Source organism: Pseudomonas sp. TWP3-1, from assembly GCF_049896625.1.
GTDB lineage: Bacteria > Pseudomonadota > Gammaproteobacteria > Pseudomonadales > Pseudomonadaceae > Aquipseudomonas.
Window position 1 is genome coordinate 140,522 of sequence record NZ_JAFCUQ010000001.1, and the last position, 18,236, is coordinate 158,757.

The following is an 18,236-nucleotide window of genomic DNA, read 5'->3' on the forward strand; positions in this document are numbered from 1 at the left end:
CTTCCTGCCCCGGAAGACACAAAAACAATAACTGTCCTTCTGATTCCTGCTGGACTCAGAAAAGGAGTGCACGATGCAACCCACTGCAAAAGCTCTGCTGGCCCTCACCTGCATGACCCTCAGCAGCGTCAGCCTTGGCGCCCAGACCCTGACCATCGCCACCGTCAACAATAGCGACATGATCCGCATGCAAAAGCTCTCGAAAACTTTCGAGACCGAGCACCCGGAGATCAAGCTCAATTGGGTGGTGCTGGAAGAAAACGTCCTGCGCCAACGCCTGACCACCGACATTGCCACCCAAGGCGGGCAGTTCGATGTGTTGACCATCGGCATGTACGAAGCCGCACTCTGGGGCGCCAAGGGTTGGCTGGAGCCGATGAAGGACCTGCCGGCCAGTTACGCTCTCGACGATGTGTTTCCGTCGGTGCGTGAAGGCCTGTCGGTCAAGGGTTCGCTGTACGCCCTGCCGTTCTACGCCGAAAGCTCGATCACTTATTACCGCACTGACCTGTTCAAGGATGCCGGCCTGAGCATGCCCGAGCGTCCAACCTGGGAGCAGATTGCCGGTTTCGCCGAAAAACTCACCAATAAAGACAAAGAGCAGTACGGCATCTGCCTGCGCGGCAAGGCCGGTTGGGGCGAGAACATGGCGCTGGTCACCACCGTCGCCAATGCCTACGGCGCGCGCTGGTTCGATGAGCAGTGGAAACCTGAATTCAGCGGCCCGGAGTGGAAAAACGCGCTGAACTTCTACGTCGAAACCATGAAGAAATCCGGCCCGCCGGGTGCTTCCAGCAACGGCTTCAACGAAAACCTCGCACTGTTCAACAGTGGCAAGTGCGCGATCTGGGTGGATGCCAGCGTTGCCGGCTCATTCGTTACCGACAAGACTCAGAGCAAGGTTGCCGATCATGTCGGCTTCACCTTCGCCCCGCATCAGGTCACCGAGAAAGGTTCGGCGTGGTTGTACTCGTGGGCGTTGGCGATTCCGACCAGTTCCAAAGCCAAAGACGCGGCGAAACAATTCAGTGCCTGGGCTACCTCCAAGGAGTACGGCGCACTGGTCGCCGAGAAGGACGGCATCGCCAACGTGCCGCCGGGCACTCGTGCCTCGACTTACAGCGAGGCGTACATGAGCGCCGCGCCGTTTGCCAAGGTGACGCTGGAATCGCTAAAGGTGGCAGATCCGGGCAAGCCGACTCTGAAACCTGTGCCCTACATCGGCATTCAATTGGTGACCATTCCTGAATTTCAGGCGGTAGGCACGCAGGTTGGCAAGCTGTTCTCGGCGGCTCTGATCGGTCAGACCACGGTTGATCAGGCGCTGGCCGCGGCGCAGCAAACCACAGAACGCGAGATGAAGCGCGCCGGTTACCCCAAGTAACCACCACTAAACCTGTGGGAGCGGGCTTGCCCGCGATGGCGTCAGCACACTCAACATTGCTGTCGGCTGACAGACCGCTATCGCTGGCAAGCCAGCTCCCACAGTGAACTTCGTCTGCCTGTTCATCATTGGTTGTGATCGCCATGAATACTTCAACTGCCAAAGCCCACATCGACCTCGCCCAGCCGCAGCGCAAAAGCCGCGTGGCCAATCCCGGCTGGTTTCTGGTCAGCCCTTCGGTGGCCCTGTTGCTGCTGTGGATGATCGTGCCACTGGGCATGACCATCTACTTTTCGATGATCCGCTACAACCTGCTCTACCCCGGTGAAAACGAATTCGTCGGGCTGGATAACTTCAGCTACTTCCTGACTGATTCCGGGTTTCTGCCGGGAGCGTCCAACACGTTGCTGCTGGTAGGCAGTGTGTTGCTGATCAGCGTGGTGTTGGGCGTGCTGATCAGTGCATTGTTGGAGGCCAGTGAATTCCTCGGTCGCGGCATCGTGCGGGTGATGCTGATTTCGCCGTTCTTCATCATGCCCACGGTCGGCGCGCTGATCTGGAAGAACCTGATTTTCCATCCGGTGTCCGGGATCCTCGCCTACCTCTGGAAGCTGTTCGGCGCGCAACCGGTGGACTGGCTGGCGCACTACCCGCTGCTGTCGATCATCATCATTGTGTCGTGGCAATGGCTGCCGTTCGCAATCCTGATTCTGATGACGGCGATGCAGTCCCTGGATCAGGAACAGAAAGAAGCTGCACGCCTGGATGGCGCAGGTCCGATTGCGATTTTCTGGCACCTCACCCTGCCGCATCTGGCGCGGCCGATTGCCGTGGTGGTGATGATCGAAACGATCTTCCTGCTGTCGGTGTTTGCCGAGATTTTCACCACCACCAACGGTGGCCCCGGCTATGCCTCGACCAACCTCGCCTACCTGATCTACAACCAGGCGCTGGTGCAGTTCGACGTCGGCATGGCGTCTGCTGGCGGCTTGATCGCCGTGGTCATCGCCAACATCGCCGCGATCATTCTGGTGCGGATGATCGGCAAAAACCTGACCGACAAAGCCTGAGGCCTGCCATGACTCTTCAACAATCCCGTCGTCTGCAAAGCCTGCTGCTCGGCACGTTGGCCTGGGCCATCGCGATCATCATTTTCTTCCCGATCTTCTGGATGGTGCTGACCAGTTTCAAGACCGAAATCGACGCCTTCGCAACGCCGCCGCAGTTCATCTTCACACCGACACTGGAGAACTACCTGCACATCAACGAGCGCAGCGATTACTTCAGCTTCGCTTGGAACTCGGTGGTGATTTCCTTCAGTGCCACCGCGTTGTGCCTGCTGATTGCGGTGCCGGCAGCCTACTCGATGGCGTTCTACGAAACCCAACGCACCAAAGGCACGCTGCTGTGGATGCTCTCGACCAAAATGCTGCCACCGGTGGGTGTGCTGATGCCGATCTACCTGCTGGCCAAGAGTTTCGGCCTGCTGGATACGCGCATCGCGCTGATCGTGATCTACACGCTGATCAACCTGCCGATTGTGGTCTGGATGATTTACACCTACTTCAAAGACATCCCCAGAGACATCCTCGAAGCCGCCCGCCTCGACGGCGCCACGCTGTGGCAGGAAATGGTTCGCGTGCTGCTGCCGATTGCCAAGGGCGGATTGGCCTCCACGGTGCTGCTGTCGCTGATTCTGTGTTGGAACGAGGCGTTCTGGTCGCTGAACCTGACCTCATCCAAAGCCGCACCGCTGACTGCGTTGATCGCGTCCTACTCAAGTCCCGAAGGGTTGTTCTGGGCCAAGTTATCGGCGGTCTCGACCCTGGCCTGTGCGCCGATCCTGATCTTTGGCTGGTTCAGTCAGAAACAACTGGTGCGCGGCCTGTCGTTCGGCGCCGTGAAATAGCCCTCTCAGAACAAGCATAAAGGAGCGCCATCATGGCCAACCTGAAAATCAAGAATCTGCAAAAAGGCTTCGAAGGCTTTTCCATCATCAAGGGCATTGACCTTGAGGTGAACGACAAGGAATTCGTGGTATTCGTCGGCCCGTCCGGCTGCGGCAAATCCACCCTGCTGCGTTTGATCGCCGGCCTTGAAGAAGTCAGCGGCGGCACCATCGAACTCGACGGCCGCGACATCACCGAAGTCAGCCCGGCCAAACGCGACCTGGCGATGGTGTTCCAGACCTACGCCTTGTACCCGCACATGACCGTGAAAAAGAACATGTCGTTTGCTCTCGATCTGGCCGGTGTGCCGAAAGCTGAAGTCGAGAAAAAAGTCGGCGAAGCGGCACGCATTCTCGAACTTGGGCCGATGCTCGAACGCAAGCCAAAACAACTGTCCGGTGGCCAGCGCCAGCGTGTAGCGATCGGCCGGGCGATTGTGCGCAACCCGAAAATCTTCCTGTTCGACGAACCGCTGTCCAACCTCGACGCCGCGCTACGTGTGCAAATGCGTCTGGAACTGCTGCGTCTGCACAAAGACCTGCAAGCGACGATGATCTACGTGACCCACGATCAAGTGGAAGCGATGACCATGGCCGACAAGGTCGTGGTACTGAATGGCGGCAAGATCGAGCAGGTCGGCTCGCCGCTGGATCTGTATCACAACCCGGCGAACCTGTTCGTAGCCGGTTTTCTCGGCACGCCGAAAATGGGTTTCCTCAAAGGCAAAATCGCGCGGGTCGATAGCCAGAGTTGCGAAGTCGCGCTGGACGCCGGCACGCGCATCAGCCTGCCCTTCAGCTCGGCGAACCTGAGCGTCGGCGGTGCCGTGACCCTAGGCATTCGCCCGGAACATCTGGAGCTCGCGCAAACCGGCGATTGCACCTTGCAAGTCACTGCCGACGTCAGCGAACGTCTGGGCAGCGACACCTTCTGCCACGTCAAAACCAATGCCGGCGAAGCCCTGACCATGCGTGTGCGCGGAGACTTGGCGAGCCGTTATGGCGAGCAATTGAGCCTGCATCTCGACGCCAGCCACTGCCATTTATTTGATGCCGACGGCGTGGCGCTGACCCGCCCGCTGCGCGCAGCCGCCTGATTTCGGGACTGACTGATGAAACTCAACATCTCCAACCTCAATCGCCTCGCCGCCGAAGTGCAACTGCCGGCGTACAGCCTTAGCGACACCCGCCAAGGCATCGCGCACATCGGCGTCGGCGGCTTTCACCGCGCGCATCAGGCGTACTACACCGACGCGCTGATGAACACCGGCGAAGCACTGGACTGGGCGATCTGCGGCATCGGCCTGCGCGCGGATGACCGCCGCGCCCGTGACGATTTGAAAGAGCAGGATTACCTGTTCACCCTGTTCGAACTCGGTGACAGCGACGACACCGAAGTCCGCGTCATCGGTGCCATCCGCGACATGCTCTTGGCCGAGGATGGCGCTCAGGCATTGATCGACAAACTCGCCGATCCGCAGATTCGTATTGTCTCGCTGACCATCACCGAGGGCGGTTATTGCATCGACGACAGCAACGGCGAATTCATGGCGCATCTGCCGCAGATTCAACACGATCTGGCACATCCGGATCAGCCGAAAACCGTGTTCGGCTTCCTCTGCGCAGCCTTGGCCAAACGCCGCGCCGCCGGCACTCCGGCGTTCACGCTGATGTCCTGCGATAACCTGCCGCACAATGGCGCCGTCACCCGTAAAGCGCTGCTGGCATTTGCTGCGTTGCGCGATAGCGAACTGCGTGACTGGATCGAGACCAACGTGAGTTTCCCTAACGCGATGGTCGATCGCATCACACCAATGACCAGCACTGCGCATCGCCTGCAACTGGCAGACAAACACGCGGTGGATGATGCCTGGCCGGTGGTTTGCGAACCGTTCGTGCAATGGGTGCTGGAAGACAAATTCGTCAACGGCCGTCCGGCGTGGGAGAAGGTCGGCGTGCAGTTCACCGACGATGTTTCGCCGTATGAAGAGATGAAGATCAAACTGCTCAACGGCAGTCATCTGGCCCTGACTTATCTGGGCTTTTTGAAAGGCTACCGCTTCGTTCACGAGACCATGAATGACCCGTTGTTTGTGCGCTACATGCGCGTCTACATGGATCTGGATGTCACCCCGCAACTGGCGCCGGTGCCGGGGATCGATTTGTCCGATTACAAGGACACGCTGGTGGCGCGCTTTTCCAATCAGGCGATTGCTGATCAGTTGGAGCGGGTTTGTTCGGATGGTTCGTCGAAGTTTCCCAAGTTCACTGTTCCGACGATCAATCGGTTGATTGATGATGGGCGGGAGACTAAACGGGCGGCGTTGGTGGTGGCGGCTTGGGCGCTGTATTTGAAGGGGGTGGATGAGAACGGTGATGTTTATTCGATTCCTGATCCTAGAGCTGCGTTTTGTCAGGCGTTGGTGGCGGAGGATGCGTTGATCAGCCAGCGGTTGCTAGGGGTTGAGGAGATTTTTGGTGCGGAGATAGCGCAGTCGGCGGAGTTTTTGGCGGCGTTTGAGTGGTGTCTGGAGAGTTTGCGCGCGGTGGGGGTTTCGCGGACCTTGGAACGCGTTTTGGCCTGAAGCCCCCCTCACCCCAGCCCTCTCCCGGAGGGAGAGGGAGCCTACCGAGGTGTTTGTTCGAGGTACATCGACCTGAAAATACGCAGGCGAACGCGGATTCTGAACAGCACAAAAATCTGCCCCCTTTCCCCCTCGCCCCCTTGGGGGAGAGGGTTGGGGTGAGGGGGTAACGTTATTGATCTTCACCGCAAATTCCACAGGCTCACACCATGACCATCCAACAACTCTTCCTCGGCATCGACTGCGGCACCCAAGGCACCAAAGCCGTCATCCTCGACGCCTCCAGCGGCGAAGTCCTCGGCCAGGGTGGCGGGCCGCACACGCTGATCAGCGCCGCCAACGGCCGGCGCGAACAGGACACCGCTCAATGGCTGCAAGCGCTCGCCCTCGCCACTCGTCAAGCGCTGCTCGACGCGAATGTGGACGGCCAGGCAATCCTCGGTATCGGCGTCTCCGGCCAGCAACACGGTCTGGTATTGCTCGACGACCAAGGCCAGGTTCTGCGCCCGGCCAAGCTCTGGTGCGACACCGAAACCAGCGCTGAAAACCAGCGCTTGCTGGCACATCTGGGCGGCGAAACCGGTTCGCTGGAACGCCTCGGCGTGGTCATCGCGCCGGGCTACACCGTGTCCAAACTGCTCTGGACCAAAGAGCAACATCCGGCGATTTTCTCGCGCATCGCTCGCATCCTGCTGCCCCACGACTACCTGAATTTCTGGCTCACCGGCCGCAGTTGCAGCGAATGCGGCGATGCTTCCGGCACCGGTTATTTCAACGTGCGCACTCGTCAGTGGGACTTGCAACTGCTGCGCGACATCGACCCCACCGGACGCCTGCAATCAGCGTTGCCGGAACTGATCGACGCTCACCAACCCGTCGGCACCATCCTGCCGGCGATTGCCGAGCATCTGGGGATCAACCCCGGCGCACTGGTCTCCAGCGGCGGCGGCGACAACATGATGGGCGCCATCGGCACCGGCAATATCCAGCCGGGCGCGATCACCATGAGCCTCGGTTCGTCCGGCACCGTGTACGCCTACTCCGACCTGCCCAAGGTCAGTCCGGAAGCGTCGGTCGCGACCTTCTGCTCCTCCAGCGGGGGCTGGCTGCCGCTGATCTGCACCATGAACCTGACCAACGCCACCGGGGCGATTCGCGAGCTGTTCGACCTCGATCTCGATCAATTCAACCAACTCGTAGAGCAGGCTCCCATCGGCGCCGAAGGCGTGAGCATGCTGCCGTTCTTCAACGGCGAACGCGTCCCCGCCCTGCCCCACGCCAGCGGCAGCCTGCACGGCCTGACCACCAGCAATCTGACCCAGGCCAATCTGTGCCGGGCCGTGGTCGAAGGCACAACCTTCGGCTTGCGTTATGGACTGGATCTGTTGCGCCAGAATGGTTTACAAAGCCGCAGCATTTGTTTAATCGGCGGCGGCTCGAAAAGCGCAGTGTGGCGGCAGATCGTCGCCGACATCATGAACACCCCGGTCATCTGCACCGAACAAAGCGAAGCCGCGGCCCTCGGTGCGGCGATTCAGGCGGCGTGGTGCACGTCATGGTCGAACGGTCACGAACATACGTTGGCAGACCTGTGCCAGCGCTGCGTGAAACTTGATTTGAGCAGTGAAACCCTGCCGATTGCCGCGCACGTCGCGGCGTTTCAGCAGGTCTATGAACGCTATCAACAGCATGTCGCAACCCTATAAGAGCGAACAACTATGTACTTGGTGTGTGGCGAAGCACTGTTTGATTTTTTCAGCGAAGACGATGCCAGCGGTCTGGCCTCGAAAGTCAATTTCAAGGCGATTGCCGGCGGTTCGCCATTCAACGTCGCGGTGGGATTGCGCCGCTTGGGCGTGGATTCGGCGCTGTTCGCCGGGCTGTCCACCGATTACCTCGGCCGGCGTTTGCGGCAAGTGTTGCAAGAAGAAGGCGTGCGCCCGGACTATCTGGTGGATTTTGCCGCGCCGACCACGCTGGCGATGGTTGCAGTCGGAGCCAATGGCTCGCCGCATTACAGTTTCCGTGGCGAAGGCTGCGCTGATCGTCAATTGAGCGTGGCGTATCTGCCGGCGCTCGGCGCCGAAGTGCGCGGTCTGCACATCGGTTCGTTTTCGCTGGTGGTGCAACCGGTTGCCGATGCCCTGCTCGCTTTGGTTCAGCGTGAAAGCGGCAAACGCCTGATCAGCCTTGATCCGAACGTGCGCCTTAACCCAGAGCCAAATATCGATCTGTGGCGCGAACGCATTGCCACGCTGGTGCAACTGGCGGATCTGATCAAAGTCAGCGACGAGGACTTGAGCCTGCTCTACCCGGAGCAGGATCCGCAACGCGTGATCGAAGGCTGGCTCGAACACCGTTGCCAAGTGGTGTTTCTGACCCGAGGTGGCGACGGCGCAACAGTGTTCAGTCGAGCCCATGGCTCATGGTCGGTGCCAGCCTGCTCGGTACAGATTGCCGATACGGTCGGCGCGGGTGATACCTTCCAGGCCGCGTTGATTACGTGGCTGACCGAGCAAGGGTTGGATTCAGTCGAGGGCGTGCAAGGGCTGGGTCGAGAACAGATCGACGCGATGCTCAAATTCGCCGTGCAAGCCGCCGCGCTGACCTGCAGCAAGACCGGCCCGGATTTGCCTTATCGCCACCAGTTGACCTGAGCGAGTAAACTGCCGCCTTTTTTACGCGCATGACGGGATGACAGCTTTTGAATTCAGGGCGGATGGTTGGACTTTTAACATTGGCGGCAGTGCTGAGCGGATGCGGCACCTCGCCGCCGCGTTCGCCTGAAGACATTTGCGAAATCTTCCGCGAAAAAGGCGATTGGTACGACGCCGCGCAAGTCACGCAAAAGCGCTGGGGTGTGCCGATTCAAGTGCCGTTCGCGATCATGTATCAAGAGTCAGGCTACCGCTACGACGCCAAGACGCCGCGTAAATACCTGTTGTGGGTGATCCCGTGGGGCCGCGTCTCGACTGCCTCGGGTTATGCGCAGGCCAAGGATGAAGTGTGGGCCGACTACCAGAAAAGCACCGGACGCAGCGGCGCTGATCGCGAAGACTTCGACGACGCCATCGACTTCGTCGGCTGGTACATGGACAAGACCACGTCGATCAACGGCGTGTACAAGTACGATGCCTACAACCAATACCTGAACTACCACGAAGGCTGGGGCGGCTATCGTCAGAAAACCTACGCCGCCAAGGCTTGGTTGATGCCGACCGCCCGCAAAGTCCAAAACCGCTCGGACGTTTATGCCCGCCAATATGCCGGGTGCAAGAACGACCTGAATCGCGGGTTCTGGAGCCGGTTCTGGCATTGGTTGTAGCAGGCGGCGCCTGAACGACCGCCATCGCGGGCAAGCCCGCTCCCACAGGTTCAGTGGTGTTCACAAAGGGTGTGCACGACGCGGTCACTGTGGGAGCGGGCTTGCCCGCGATGGCGGTCCCCCAGACACTACAAATTACAGGACTGAGAAGTTGTAACTCACAATCAGCCGGGTCTCATCCACATCCCGGGCAAACTTCTCGTAGTTGGTCCGGTACGTCGCGTTACGCAAACGCAGACTCACACCCTTGAACGTGCCGCTCTGCACCACGTACTTCAATTCGCTGTCGCGTTCCCACTCTTTACCTTCCTGATCACTGCCCGGCACCTTGATGTGATCACCATTCACATAACGCGTCAGAAAGCTTAATCCGTTAATGCCGATTGCCTTGAAGTCATAGTCATAACGCAACTGCCACGATCGTTCCTGCGCGGCGGCGAAGTCATTCACCTGCACATAGTTGACCAGGTACGGATTGCTGCCATCCAGATATGGCATCGAGTTGTCACCGTTCATGCGCTGCCAACCGGCGCTGAAGGTATGACCGCTGACTGCGTAAGACAACAGGCTGCTCAACGCGCGGTTATCAATCGAACCCGCTCGCGCCGCGCCGCTGTCAGCGCTCTTGAGCAAGCGCACATCGGCTTTCAACACGCCGTTGCCCAGCGGCTGGTTGGCCAGCAGACCAACGAAGTGCTGACGGTAGATGTCTTCCAGTTCGGCGTAGTGATACTGGCCGGTCAGGCGGTCGTTGATCTTGTAGTCGAAGCCGTACATGTCGAAATGATCGGCGGTGGTGTTACAGGCATAGCGCTTGTTCTTGCAGTGCACGCGCAGGTCTTGCGAATCGGTGGAATCGCGCGCGGTGTACTTGTCCAGGCGCGCAGCCATGAAGGTCAAATCCTTCACGTCCTTCGACGTCAGCATTGCGCCATTGAACATGGTTGGCAGCAAACGGCCGTCGTTGTATTTGAGCAGCGGCAGATCCGGCAACAATGCGCCGTACTTCAGCACTGTATCCGAGACTTTCACCTTGGCGGTCAAGCCGAGCTTGGCGTATTGATCCTTCGAGCCGCGCGGGTTATCGCCGCTGGACGGCAGCAGCCCGCTGTTGCTGCTGTCGGCGCTGGAGTCGAGTTTGAAACCGAGCATGCCCAGCGCATCGATGCCGAAACCGACCGTGCCTTCGGTGTAACCCGATTGCAGATTGAAGATGAAGCCCTGAGCCGACTCTTCACGCTTGGACGCGCCCTGATCATTCGACGTGTGCCCGTCACGGAAATCGCGGTTGAAATACACCGTGCGCGATTCGATTTTCGCCGTGGTGTCTTCAATAAATCCGCTGGTCTGTGCCTGCGCGGTAAAACCGGCGCACAGCAGCAAGGCTCCGAAGCCCAATGACGGACGCGGGGTGATGAGGGCAAATGGGGGACGCATGAAAAACTCCAACAGAACAGCGATTGCGCCACGCGCAGACCGCCAAAAAAAAGCTTCCGTTCCGGATCGACATACGCCGGGAGGAAGTGAAACGCGGGGGTGAAAAGCGATGATGGCAGATGGCTTTGACGTGCTACAGGCGACTTTAGTCTGAAACTGACTGATTGTTCTTCGCTATTCGAAGGGCCTGAGACAGTGCATCAGCGTTGCTGGTTTGTAGGCGAACGCCCGAATTCATTGTGCGAAACGTCAGTCCTAAGGGATTTCCCTATAGCCCCGGCGGGTATTGCCTACGGCATTTTCGGGTTGTACGAGATCGGCTATTCCTGCAACATCGACACCCTGCTTATTCAATGGACGGAATTCAAGGCATGCTGGACGCCAACGCAACCCACATCACCCTCACGCTCGAAGGCGCCTCCGCCGACCTGCAAGTGCTCAGCTTCACCGGTCGCGAAGCCCTCAACCAGCCCTTCCGTTTCGACATTGAACTGGTCAGCGCACGCCCCGACCTCAAGCTCGAAGAACTCCTGCACAAACCTGGCTGCCTGACATTCGGCGCCACTGGTGAGGGCAAGATTCATGGTCTGGTGTACCGCATCGAGCAAGGTGATTCCGGCAAGACCCTGACCCGCTACAGCATCAGTCTGGTGCCGCAACTCGCCTACCTGCGTCACAACCATGACCAGCAGATTTTCCAGCAGTTAACCGTGCCGAAGATCATTGCCAAGGTTCTGGAAGATCGCGGGATTCTGGCCGATGCCTACAGTTTTCAGCTCAGCGCCGAATACCCGCAACGTGAGTACTGCGTGCAGTACGACGAATCCGACCTGCATTTCATCCAGCGTCTGTGTGAAGAAGAAGGCATTCACTTCCACTTCCAGCACAGCAGCAGCGGACACAAACTGGTGTTCGGCGATGACCAGACAGTGTTCCGCAAGCTGAAAGCGGTCAACTATCAGCAAGACTCCGGCATGACCGCCGACAAACCGGTGATCAAGCGCTTCAACCTGCGCCTGGAAACCCGCACCACCCGCGTCAGCCGCCGTGATTACGACTTCGAGAAACCGAAGATCCTGCCCGAAGGCGCAGCCAAATCCGAGTTCGCCCCGGATCTTGAAGACTACGACTACCCCGGTCGTTTCACCACCCGCGAGCGCGGCAAATTCCTCTCGACCCGCGCCCTGGAACGTCATCGCAGCGACTACAAACTGGCCGAAGGCAAAGGCGACGAGCCGACCCTTACCAGCGGCCACTTCCTGACCCTCGCCGAGCATCCGCGCGCCGAGTGGAACGATATGTGGCTGTTGCTGGAAATCGTCCACGAAGGTAAACAGCCGCAAGTGCTTGGTGAAAACGTCACCAGCGACGTCACCGACAATAAAAGCGATTTCCATCAGGGCTACCGCAACAGCTTCCTCGCCACGCCGTGGGACGCGCACTTCCGCCCGGCCCTCGAACACCCGAAACCCAAAGTCCTCGGCAGCCAGACAGCCGTCGTCACCGGCCCGCCCGGCGAAGAAATCCACTGCGACCAGTACGGCCGCATCAAGGTCCAGTTCTTCTGGGATCGCGACGGCCAGTCCAACGACCAGACCACCTGCTGGATGCGCGTCGCCAGCGGCTGGGCCGGCAGCGCCTACGGCGGCATCGCCATCCCGCGCGTCGGCATGGAAGTCCTCGTCACCTTCCTCGAAGGCGACCCCGACCAGCCGCTGGTCACCGGTTGCCTGTACCACAAGGAAAACGTCGTCCCCTACGACCTGCCGGCGAACAAAACCCGCAGCACCTTCAAAACCCTCAGCTCCCCGGGTGGCAAGGGCTACAACGAATTCCGCATCGAAGACAAAAAAGGCGTCGAGCAAATCTACATCCACGCCCAACGCGACTGGGACGAAAACATCGAGCACGACCAGAAAATCCGCGTCGGCAACGAGCGACACGACACGGTCGAGGCCAATGTTCTCAGCGAATTCAAAGTCGAAGAACACCGCATCACCTATCTCGATCGCAAGAGCGAAATGCGCGCGGATGATCACCTGACGGTTGGCGTGACTCAGCATGTGAAGGTGGGCACCGGGCAGTTCGTCGAGGCCGGGACGGAAATCCACTACCACGCTGGCGAGAAAGTCGTCGTCGAAGGCGGGATGGAACTGACGGCCAAGGCTGGCGGGAGTTTCGTGAAGGTTGATGCGGGTGGCGTGACCATCAGCGGGGCTGAGGTGAAAGTGAACACCGGTGGTGCGCCGGGCGCTGGCACCGGGATCGGCATCCTCGCCCCGGTCATCCCGTGGGCGGCCGCCAAAGACAAGGCCGGCGCTCTGCTCGTCCCGGCTGCCGTGCAGATGGCTTTGGCCAAAGCAGCCCGTAAAGCAGGCGACATTCGCTGCCCGATCTGTGAAGCGTGCCGCGAAGGTAAATGTGATCTGGGAGCCACAGCATGAGCGACGCCCTCAACAACTGGCTGGGCGAACAGGCACGCCTGAACCGTGTGCTGATCCTCGCCCTCGACAGCCTCGCCGAGCCTAACCCGGTCACTTCGCTGTACAGCGCTGGCGTGATGAAGCGCTCGGTACAGCTCTATCGCCGCACCGAATTCGCGCAGTTCGCGTCCATCAGCCCCTGGCTGACCGAACTGCACAACCCGGGTGACGAAGCTTTCCGCAAATTACTGGACGACCCGCAACGCAACTGGGGCTGGATCGGCAGCATGGACAAGGCTGACCTCGACAGCCTGACCCAACACTGGATCGCGCGTATGGTGATCGACGAAGACGGCGACCGCTCGCTGTTTCGCTTCCAGGACAACCGCGTTCTCGCGCGCTGCCTGGGCATTCTGAAAGAGACCGATTGGCCTCTATTGCTCGGGCCGCTCAGCAGCGTGATGTATTGGGACGAGGATCAGTGGAAAAGCGTAAACAACACCAAGCCGGGGATGTATACGGTGCCGAATCCTGCGCCTTGGCTACAAGTCCCGACACCGCCGGAGCGTTCGCGGGAAATCCTGCAGGCAAACTTGAAACGCTGGTTGCTGGTAAATCACGCAGAAACTGCCGCAGAACTTTCGCAAACCCGCAACATCCTCGAATGGCTGGAAGAGCAGATCGATCTGCTCGAATCCTGGCAATGGAACACACCGGAGCAACGCGAGTTCATGCTGACCCTGCGCCTCGATCCCAAGTGCGCAGAGGATGTGGCGTGGCAACCGCTGCCCGGAGAAACACCGGAGCAACATTTCGGGCGCTGTGAGCGAGTTTTTGCGGTGATATCCGACAACCTCGGGCGCAGTTAAAGCAGGGCTTCTTGAGCGTCGTTCGCTCGAAGCAACAACCCGCAAAACAAAGGACAACCAAATGCGTTACCGCAAAGCTTTCAATGGACTTGCTCGCAGCTTGATGATCGGGTTGGGCACGATTGGAGTTACCGCATGTTCTGTTGCTCAACAGGACAGTTTTACTTTGGTTACTGAGCTTCCGCCTGGGTTTCAGATTCGGGGAGAGGCTCAGTATGTGCCTCGCCCTGGTGAAACTTGCACTGTCCCGGTAAAGAAAGGCCGTGCGCATCCGGGCTTCAAGTTCTTCAAGCAAGCGCACAGCGAAAAGCCACAGACCGCTCAGTTTCAGGTCCCTTTGACCAGTGTCGAGGGAGGATGCCCACTTGTGTTGGATAGTTTTGATTATGAAGTTGATGCCAAATATGGTCCTGCACACGATAACGTGGGACGCGATTACACAGGCATCGCTTTCCAACAGAACGTTGCGGACAACCCTAACTCGCCTACGCCGCTGCAGCTAAAAAGGCAGTGTGAATGGTTGTTTCGCACGGCTGGACCGGATCGTTATATTGTCAAGATTTTGAAATGCGCGCCTATAGCTACTCCGGAGCAAGAGAGTGGCGCAGTTGCAAATGGGCCGCTGCAGCGTTCTCATTTGGCGGGTAAGACATTGAACGTCCAGTTTTCGGTAGCGGCGGAAGAGCGTCCGTATATGCGTGATACATGGATTAAATTTCCGGAGGGTTGGAAACGTTGCATGGGCGACAGCTTAGAGGACGCTTACGCTTTCTGCCGTGGAAATACCACTAAATTCAAACCATTCAAAATGCCGGACGGTCGAGATTGCTCCGTATACCCGAACTGTACTGAATAAGGAGATTTTTTATGGAGCAGAAGGTGCCTTGCGATCCTCTGTTGAGTGGTAAATCCGAAGCATGCCCATTGCGGGGCGACTGGGTTAGCTTTCAACTAGTAGACGAGACCGGGGACGGCAAGCCTTATGCAGGCCTTGCTTACGTACTACAGGATAGCGCGCACCAGAAATACTCTGGGGTATTGGACGCTGATGGTTCAGCCAAAGTTGTGAACCATTATCAAGGCCCCATAGTTTTGACGGTGGATACCCCTTATAAAGGAGCAGAACAGTATTACAACGCTCTTGCCAATCGGGAAAGCTACCCTCTTGCCATCACTGAACTACAGGTAAAAGCAGAGAACACTCGCTTTGCGAAAAAGGATGGGACAAGGGTTGAAAATAACCCTGCGAAAGAAAAGGCAGGTCAATTTTTCCATGTTGAAGTTAGAGACCTGGTCAAAAACTCTGCACATCTACCGCGCTATTCTCCGAGAAAGTATCCTCCCAATTTTAGCTTGCTCAAGATCATGGGTGATCTTGGATTTGGACCAGAAGAGTCTGAATTGAGGGGGGTTGCGCTTTTACCGAATAAACACACCGTCCTTGAGGTGCGGCCACTGCGCGCATTTCGCCCTATGCTATCTAAGGATAACAAATTTAGCGCTCTGAACCTGTATCAACTTTCGTTGTTCGCGGCGTTAAGTTATTGCGATTTTGGTCAATCACCTGCTGAACAGCCAACCGACACCGTAAGCTTTCCTCTCGACCCAAGCGTAGGGAATATGTTTGGTGAAGGCATGGCGTGCTACAAAGAATCGTGGAAGATCAACGCCACCCAACCTTCTGCATACTACCCACTTTATGAAGACGTGCCTTACTCGAAGCGGTTTGAGATTTTGCCGTTTGATCCAAATTTATATGAGCAAAACAAACCAACGCTCGGACTAAAACAAGAGCACCCAGCTAAACTACATTTCTTCGATGACAGTAAAGAAGACGATGGAACAAACACTCAGGCATTCATTACACACCATGATGAAGTTATTCTAATTTCCATTCGCGGCACACTGGAACTCGTTGACTTCGTACGAGATACAGATGCAGAGCAGATTCCGGTGAAGGTCGGCGTAGGCAAGGCTCACCAAGGTTTCTATCAAGCATATGAAGCGATGGCCACGTTTGTCCAAACGTATCTCGATAGATTCCACGCAGACCAAAAAATCATCATCTGCGGCCATAGCCTCGGCGGAGCCATTGCAACTTTGCTCGCCGAAGCGCTGCGACAAGGCTCGAAAAAATACGACATCCTGCTTTACACCTACGGCTCGCCAAGAGCCGGTAATGCTGACTTTGTCAAAGGCGCATCCGAACTGGCCCACCACCGCATGGTCAACGACAACGACCCAATCCCAAGTGTTCCGGCCCTCTGGATGAACACCCGGAAAAGTATATGGGTGCCTGGCGTTATCATTAGTTTCATTTCCGGCCCCTTCGGTGCAATGATTTTTGGTGTCGGTATATCGCAGATCGGAGGTTCATCCTACGAGCATCAAGGCGAACTGCACCATTTCATGCCAGTGCATTTTAAAGGCCGTGAGCAATCTTCTATTCTGTGGAATCCCGGGTGCGAATCCATCGAAGGTGCAGCATGTACTAAACAGTTGCAAAAGCTAGGTGACATGCCAGTCCGCGCGCCCTTCATCCAACAATTGTTCCAAATGCCTCACCATTACATGGCATCGGCCTACATCCCGAACGCATGGGCAACACTTCGCCGCTGGCAGCAAACTCAAAAGAAAGGGGGCACTGTGGTGACGAAAACCGAATACGATCAGGTCTCCTACGAACTGGCGGAAATGCGGGCACGCTTGGAAGCCAAAACGGCAGAATTGAATTCTCTCCTCTCTGATCGGAGAGAGCTGACGCAACAAACGAGAATACTGACGGCAGAAATCGGCCTAGTAGACATGTCCTGCCAGCGCCTCAATAGGCTGCGCCGTATCACAATTGCCCCAGAGGACATCTACGGCTCTGCAACTCAAGCACCGGAACATGACCTGAACGTAGAACGGTGGTTGGCGAAGAAGGAGAACAATATCGAGGTACAGCTTGCTATGATTCCCCAAGCGAGCAGTGCTCAACTTCGGACCGCATAGCATTTGAACAGTCAGGGGAGATTGTGCTTGCAGCTTCATCCTGCAGCATCCTCCTCTGCTTATTCAATGGACGGAATTCAAGGCATGCTGGACGCCAACGCAACCCACATCACCCTCACGCTCGAAGGCGCCTCCGCCGACCTGCAAGTGCTCAGCTTCACCGGTCGCGAAGCCCTCAACCAGCCCTTCCGTTTCGACATTGAACTGGTCAGTGCTCGCCCCGACCTCAAGCTAGACTCACTTAAACTTGAGGCATAAAGACATGATTAAAAGACAAAAATTCTTCAGCGAAGCTCATTATAAAAACTTCTTAAGAGAGCATGACGAAGCAGGCAAGCTTTTAAAAACCACCAAATTCAAATCCGACTCCCCCAAAGGCGAAGCGACTCTTCGTTCAAGTTTTATTCAGCGCCTCGCACTTCGAAAACTAACTGCGACCTATACAGCGGGCGAAGACATATCGTCTCTTACCCACTTGCTGGAGGATCTAATTCAAAAATATGAAGTCAGTCAAGCAGCGCTAGCAGAATCTGAACAAGCTTCAGACATCTCGCCACTAGCGATTGACGACTGGCCACACGAATATGAAGAATGCGTACAAGTTATAGGCCTCTGCATCCTTTTGCATCGCATAGATCTCCTTAAACGCTTTGTCAGGCTCATTGATAATGCAGGTTATGCAGGTTATGCAGGTTATGCAGGTTATGACACGCTGTACGAGGACTTGCTCTGCAAAGTCTTACCAGGCAGAAGTGATATAGATCAATGGTACCACGATGTTTACTCTCCTCTTGTTCAAGCGATATATGCAGGAACAAAAGAAGATGCCTCAAATTTTCTTAAGATATACTGCAATCAATGGTACTCAGCTTTTAGACAAGCCTCTTGGCACGACACTCACCTTCAAGGAGAGGAAGGTAACTACGTAGGATATTGGGCATTCGAGGCAGGGGCCATTGCATTTTTATACGGCATAGACGACAGCAAAATAGACCATATGGTCTATCCAAAAGACTTGGTCGAATATGCCCGAAATCATCGACCGACTGATGGATCTCAGGTTGCTCGCGTGGATGCGGGACAGCCGTGCAGCAAAACCGGCTATTGGTTTACCCCAGCCGAAGCCAACTCACGACGTCGCTTCCAACAAGGTGAACTTATGCCAAATTTCAGCGGTTCAAAATGGGGTGATACTATTTGGTACTGGTCTGGTGATGAGTAAGATCACAATCGTACACTCTATGTTAGAAAAGTTAACAACATCAGCCCCC

The 18,236-nt window shown here is 57.0% G+C and carries 14 protein-coding genes and 1 pseudogene; 14 read left to right on the forward strand and 1 reads right to left on the reverse strand.

Features of this window, described 5'->3' with window-relative positions:
* Positions 1-73: 73 nt before the first annotated feature.
* The 8 genes from ACP7BN_RS00595 (at position 74) to ACP7BN_RS00630 (ending at position 9,242) form a co-directional block, all read left to right on the forward strand.
* The gene (locus ACP7BN_RS00595) at positions 74-1,384 is read left to right on the forward strand and encodes an ABC transporter substrate-binding protein (protein WP_426200823.1); all 1,311 of its coding nucleotides are present in this window, start codon (positions 74-76) and stop codon (positions 1,382-1,384) included.
* A 143-nt stretch (positions 1,385-1,527) separates the two neighbouring features.
* Positions 1,528-2,454, forward strand: coding sequence for a carbohydrate ABC transporter permease (locus ACP7BN_RS00600; RefSeq protein WP_426200825.1), 927 nt, complete (start codon positions 1,528-1,530; stop codon positions 2,452-2,454).
* A gap of 8 nt (positions 2,455-2,462) precedes the next feature.
* Entirely contained in the window at positions 2,463-3,293 is an 831-nt protein-coding gene (locus ACP7BN_RS00605) for a carbohydrate ABC transporter permease (protein ID WP_426200826.1), read from the forward strand.
* 32 nt (positions 3,294-3,325) lie between these two features.
* A complete protein-coding gene (locus ACP7BN_RS00610; RefSeq protein ID WP_426200828.1) occupies positions 3,326-4,429 on the forward strand; it encodes an ABC transporter ATP-binding protein in 1,104 nt (367 codons plus the stop codon).
* Positions 4,430-4,444: 15 nt separating this feature from the next.
* Complete coding sequence (locus ACP7BN_RS00615; protein ID WP_426200830.1) at positions 4,445-5,917, forward strand: mannitol dehydrogenase family protein; 1,473 nt, start codon at positions 4,445-4,447, stop codon at positions 5,915-5,917.
* A 209-nt stretch (positions 5,918-6,126) separates the two neighbouring features.
* On the forward strand, positions 6,127-7,623 hold the full coding sequence (gene xylB / locus ACP7BN_RS00620; RefSeq protein WP_426200832.1) for a xylulokinase: 1,497 nt from the start codon (positions 6,127-6,129) through the stop codon (positions 7,621-7,623).
* A 12-nt stretch (positions 7,624-7,635) separates the two neighbouring features.
* Complete coding sequence (locus tag ACP7BN_RS00625) at positions 7,636-8,574, forward strand: carbohydrate kinase family protein (protein ID WP_426200833.1); 939 nt, start codon at positions 7,636-7,638, stop codon at positions 8,572-8,574.
* A gap of 62 nt (positions 8,575-8,636) precedes the next feature.
* Complete coding sequence (locus tag ACP7BN_RS00630; RefSeq protein WP_420649810.1) at positions 8,637-9,242, forward strand: hypothetical protein; 606 nt, start codon at positions 8,637-8,639, stop codon at positions 9,240-9,242.
* A gap of 135 nt (positions 9,243-9,377) precedes the next feature.
* Here the strand turns inward: ACP7BN_RS00630 and ACP7BN_RS00635 are convergent, their stop codons facing one another.
* Positions 9,378-10,679 (reverse strand): OprD family porin, encoded by a 1,302-nt coding sequence (locus ACP7BN_RS00635; protein WP_426200835.1) that lies wholly within the window; start codon positions 10,677-10,679, stop codon positions 9,378-9,380.
* A 371-nt stretch (positions 10,680-11,050) separates the two neighbouring features.
* Here ACP7BN_RS00635 and ACP7BN_RS00640 point away from each other — a divergent pair, with 371 nt between their 5' ends.
* The 6 genes and pseudogenes from ACP7BN_RS00640 to ACP7BN_RS00665 all read left to right on the forward strand — a co-directional run bounded on the left by ACP7BN_RS00640 (position 11,051) and on the right by ACP7BN_RS00665 (position 18,187).
* Positions 11,051-13,123 (forward strand): type VI secretion system tip protein VgrG, encoded by a 2,073-nt coding sequence (locus tag ACP7BN_RS00640; RefSeq protein ID WP_420651456.1) that lies wholly within the window; start codon positions 11,051-11,053, stop codon positions 13,121-13,123.
* The gene (locus tag ACP7BN_RS00645) at positions 13,120-13,971 is read left to right on the forward strand and encodes a DUF4123 domain-containing protein (RefSeq protein ID WP_420649813.1); all 852 of its coding nucleotides are present in this window, start codon (positions 13,120-13,122) and stop codon (positions 13,969-13,971) included. Before ACP7BN_RS00640 ends, ACP7BN_RS00645 begins: the two co-directional genes overlap by 4 nt.
* A 61-nt stretch (positions 13,972-14,032) precedes the next feature.
* On the forward strand, positions 14,033-14,827 hold the full coding sequence (locus ACP7BN_RS00650) for a hypothetical protein (RefSeq protein WP_426200837.1): 795 nt from the start codon (positions 14,033-14,035) through the stop codon (positions 14,825-14,827).
* Between the two features lie 11 nt (positions 14,828-14,838).
* The gene (locus ACP7BN_RS00655) at positions 14,839-16,965 is read left to right on the forward strand and encodes a lipase family protein (RefSeq protein WP_426200838.1); all 2,127 of its coding nucleotides are present in this window, start codon (positions 14,839-14,841) and stop codon (positions 16,963-16,965) included.
* 84 nt (positions 16,966-17,049) lie between these two features.
* Positions 17,050-17,208 (forward strand): annotated as a pseudogene (locus ACP7BN_RS00660) (type VI secretion system tip protein TssI/VgrG); the annotation flags it as partial.
* 19 nt (positions 17,209-17,227) lie between these two features.
* On the forward strand, positions 17,228-18,187 hold the full coding sequence (locus ACP7BN_RS00665; RefSeq protein WP_426200840.1) for a PoNe immunity protein domain-containing protein: 960 nt from the start codon (positions 17,228-17,230) through the stop codon (positions 18,185-18,187).
* Positions 18,188-18,236 lie beyond the last annotated feature (49 nt).

Bases quoted from the DNA above. Each gene is read 5' to 3' on its own strand.
- ACP7BN_RS00595 (WP_426200823.1), top strand. From the start codon at position 74: ATGCAACCCACTGCAAAAGCTCTGCTGGCCCTCACCTGCATGACCCTC.
- ACP7BN_RS00600 (WP_426200825.1), top strand. From the start codon at position 1,528: ATGAATACTTCAACTGCCAAAGCCCACATCGACCTCGCCCAGCCGCAG.
- ACP7BN_RS00605 (WP_426200826.1), top strand. From the start codon at position 2,463: ATGACTCTTCAACAATCCCGTCGTCTGCAAAGCCTGCTGCTCGGCACG.
- ACP7BN_RS00610 (WP_426200828.1), top strand. From the start codon at position 3,326: ATGGCCAACCTGAAAATCAAGAATCTGCAAAAAGGCTTCGAAGGCTTT.
- ACP7BN_RS00615 (WP_426200830.1), top strand. From the start codon at position 4,445: ATGAAACTCAACATCTCCAACCTCAATCGCCTCGCCGCCGAAGTGCAA.
- xylB (WP_426200832.1), top strand. From the start codon at position 6,127: ATGACCATCCAACAACTCTTCCTCGGCATCGACTGCGGCACCCAAGGC.
- ACP7BN_RS00625 (WP_426200833.1), top strand. From the start codon at position 7,636: ATGTACTTGGTGTGTGGCGAAGCACTGTTTGATTTTTTCAGCGAAGAC.
- ACP7BN_RS00630 (WP_420649810.1), top strand. From the start codon at position 8,637: ATGGTTGGACTTTTAACATTGGCGGCAGTGCTGAGCGGATGCGGCACC.
- ACP7BN_RS00635 (WP_426200835.1), bottom strand. From the start codon at position 10,679: ATGCGTCCCCCATTTGCCCTCATCACCCCGCGTCCGTCATTGGGCTTC.
- ACP7BN_RS00640 (WP_420651456.1), top strand. From the start codon at position 11,051: ATGCTGGACGCCAACGCAACCCACATCACCCTCACGCTCGAAGGCGCC.
- ACP7BN_RS00645 (WP_420649813.1), top strand. From the start codon at position 13,120: ATGAGCGACGCCCTCAACAACTGGCTGGGCGAACAGGCACGCCTGAAC.
- ACP7BN_RS00650 (WP_426200837.1), top strand. From the start codon at position 14,033: ATGCGTTACCGCAAAGCTTTCAATGGACTTGCTCGCAGCTTGATGATC.
- ACP7BN_RS00655 (WP_426200838.1), top strand. From the start codon at position 14,839: ATGGAGCAGAAGGTGCCTTGCGATCCTCTGTTGAGTGGTAAATCCGAA.
- ACP7BN_RS00665 (WP_426200840.1), top strand. From the start codon at position 17,228: ATGATTAAAAGACAAAAATTCTTCAGCGAAGCTCATTATAAAAACTTC.